Origin of the sequence: Marinicella sediminis, assembly GCF_002000055.1 — a bacterium.
GTDB lineage: Bacteria > Pseudomonadota > Gammaproteobacteria > Xanthomonadales > Marinicellaceae > Marinicella > Marinicella sediminis.
Genome location: NZ_MVBD01000028.1, coordinates 1 through 2,330 on the forward strand (window position 1 = coordinate 1; position 2,330 = coordinate 2,330).

A 2,330-nucleotide genomic window follows, 5' to 3' on the forward strand; every position below is an offset into this window, starting at 1 on the left:
ATCATCGACCCTGAACAAGACAACACCCTGGCGCTTTACCTGCACCAGGCAGATGGCAGCCCGCTGACCGGCACACAGGTTCAATTGACGGTGTTCAAAGGACCTGGCACAGGCACGGTGCTCAATGGCACAAGTGATGGTTCAGGCCAGGTCAGTTTTCAGCTCAGCCACAGCGTCAATGGCACCGACCGGCTGCGGTATGAATTCACTCACAACAACCAACTTCACCGCTGTTTGGCGCTGGCCCGCTGGGAAGTGGACATCATCTTTGCCGATGGGTTTGGCGACTGAACAGCTCCCAGGTGGGACGATGACAAAATACAATTGAACTCAACTGATATGGCGATGGCTGTGATGAAAAACCAGCTGAATATTTCAATTTAGTTTCCCTGATTGGTGCCTGTCGCTGTCTTGTTGTTCTGAATCTGGCAGTCTGAATATTTGGACTTTTTCATGCGAATCTCCTTAAGATTCATCATCAGAAAATTCTACTTTTGACTTCAGCTATTTTTCGGGGGGATTACCGTTTTTCAAACCTGAAAAACGCCTCTAAACCACGTCAATTTTCTAATCTTCCACAAAAAAACCAGCTCAATCACTCAAGCTGGTCTCTTTGAAAAGTGCCTGTCCCTGTATTTCTCCTCCGTCCCTGTATTCCTCCTGATTAGTTTCTCTTTAAATTCAATACCTCTAGAGTTTGAAATTTCAAGCAACTGAGTTTTACATTGATTACTAATATTTCCAAAAGTGTAGTGATTCCAACCGTAATAATGAGCATTGAACTCTTTACTAAATATAATTGTTAATAGATTTTTTTCATTTAAAGTCTTTATTGTAATACTCTCAATCTCCGAAAATTTGCCAACTATTGGCAAGCTATTTTGAATTCGTTTAAAATTATATTTATTGTTATTAAAATCCAAAAAAAGATGTGTATCATTAGTATAAAAAGTCACGCTATATAATAAAACCTCACAAGTTAGAGGCCTATCAATATTGACATTGCTTTCTCGGCATGATGATAAAACAATGGTAATTGAGAAAATTAATATTGCTAATTTCATATTTTTGTTAATTAATTCATTATTCATATTGAGTCTATTTATATACCTTTTCAGGTTATTTATAGAAAAGCGCGGACAGGCACTCCCTCACTCCCTCAGAAATATCATACGGCCACTTCAGACATTTGCCACAGCTAATTACAGCTGAATCTCTGAAAATCATGGATTTATGCGTGAGTCAATGGGGTCAGAGTCATTGATTTTAATGACCTGCTTGTTTTCTCGAATGCGAATTAATGACTCTGACCCCATTAATTCCAAATCTGGCATTTCTGGCCATGATCATTTCACCTGGTGTTTCAAACCTGAAAAACGCCTCTACACCACGTCAATTTTCTAATCTTCCACAAAAAAACCAGCTCAATCATACAAGCTGGTCTCTCTGAAAAGTGCCTGTCCCTGTATTTTATCTCTCCAACTGGTTTATCTAGCTAATGCCTGTCCCTGTATTGTTTCCTTGTTTGGTATTTTTTCAAACTATTTCAACATCAAATCCATTATGTTTCATGAATTGTGCATATCCTTCACCTGCGTATTTTAAAACTCCATTTTCCCACCATGAATTATATTTTTTCAGTGAAGCACCAGGAATTAATAAACTTTTGAATTCTTCATCAAGCTTTCTAATCTTCGCTTCAAATTCTTCATCGTTTTTCTTTTGCATATAGTACTCAATTCCATTTCTTATACTTAACTCATTAATATATTCACCATAGTCCCAACCATATCCATCTTCACACTCTTCAATAAACTGTTTCCAGCCACAAATATAATATTCCGATGTAAATTTGTTTTTTGAATTAGACATTTTTTACCAACCATCTATACTATTTAAAAACCATGTCACTTGAGCTTGAGCATCAGAAACACCCTCAATTTGTGAAGTCAGCCTGAAAAAGGTACTAATTGACCCCTCTTGCATCACTCCCACATAACCAGTTGAGGGTTCAAATCTAATAATTGCACCATCTGAAGACCTAGTATCCTGCATAACTCCATTTCTCGAATTTGGAGCCCAAAATGACCTTGCTGCTGCAATATAACTGTCTTGATCCAAATAATATTCTTGCATATCAGCACCACCAGGCTTGAATTTATATAAGAAAAGCGCGGACAGGCACTCCCTCAGAAATATCATACGGACACTTCAGAGATTTGCCACAGCTAATTCCAGCTGAATTTCTGAAAATCATGGTTTTAAACGGAGATAACCATGGGATTGGCCAGGAAATATCAGATCAGTGTCTCTGAGACACCTTATTACCA

At 38.2% G+C, this 2,330-nt stretch carries 4 protein-coding genes; 1 reads left to right on the forward strand and 3 read right to left on the reverse strand.

Annotated features, from left to right (window positions below):
- Window positions 1-291: Ig-like domain-containing protein (locus B0475_RS17255; protein ID WP_157893055.1), on the forward strand; the 291-nt coding region annotated here is incomplete at its 5' end.
- Window positions 292-599: 308 nt separating this feature from the next.
- Here B0475_RS17255 and B0475_RS17260 read toward each other — a convergent pair.
- The 3 genes from B0475_RS17260 to B0475_RS17270 all read right to left on the reverse strand — a co-directional run bounded on the left by B0475_RS17260 (window position 600) and on the right by B0475_RS17270 (window position 2,136).
- Complete coding sequence (locus B0475_RS17260) at window positions 600-1,091, reverse strand: hypothetical protein (RefSeq protein ID WP_077413125.1); 492 nt, start codon at window positions 1,089-1,091, stop codon at window positions 600-602.
- Window positions 1,092-1,536: 445 nt separating this feature from the next.
- Window positions 1,537-1,872, reverse strand: a complete 336-nt coding sequence (locus B0475_RS17265; protein WP_077413126.1) for a hypothetical protein — start codon at window positions 1,870-1,872, stop codon at window positions 1,537-1,539.
- 3 nt (window positions 1,873-1,875) lie between these two features.
- Window positions 1,876-2,136 (reverse strand): hypothetical protein, encoded by a 261-nt coding sequence (locus tag B0475_RS17270; RefSeq protein ID WP_157893056.1) that lies wholly within the window; start codon window positions 2,134-2,136, stop codon window positions 1,876-1,878.
- Window positions 2,137-2,330: the final 194 nt, after the last annotated feature.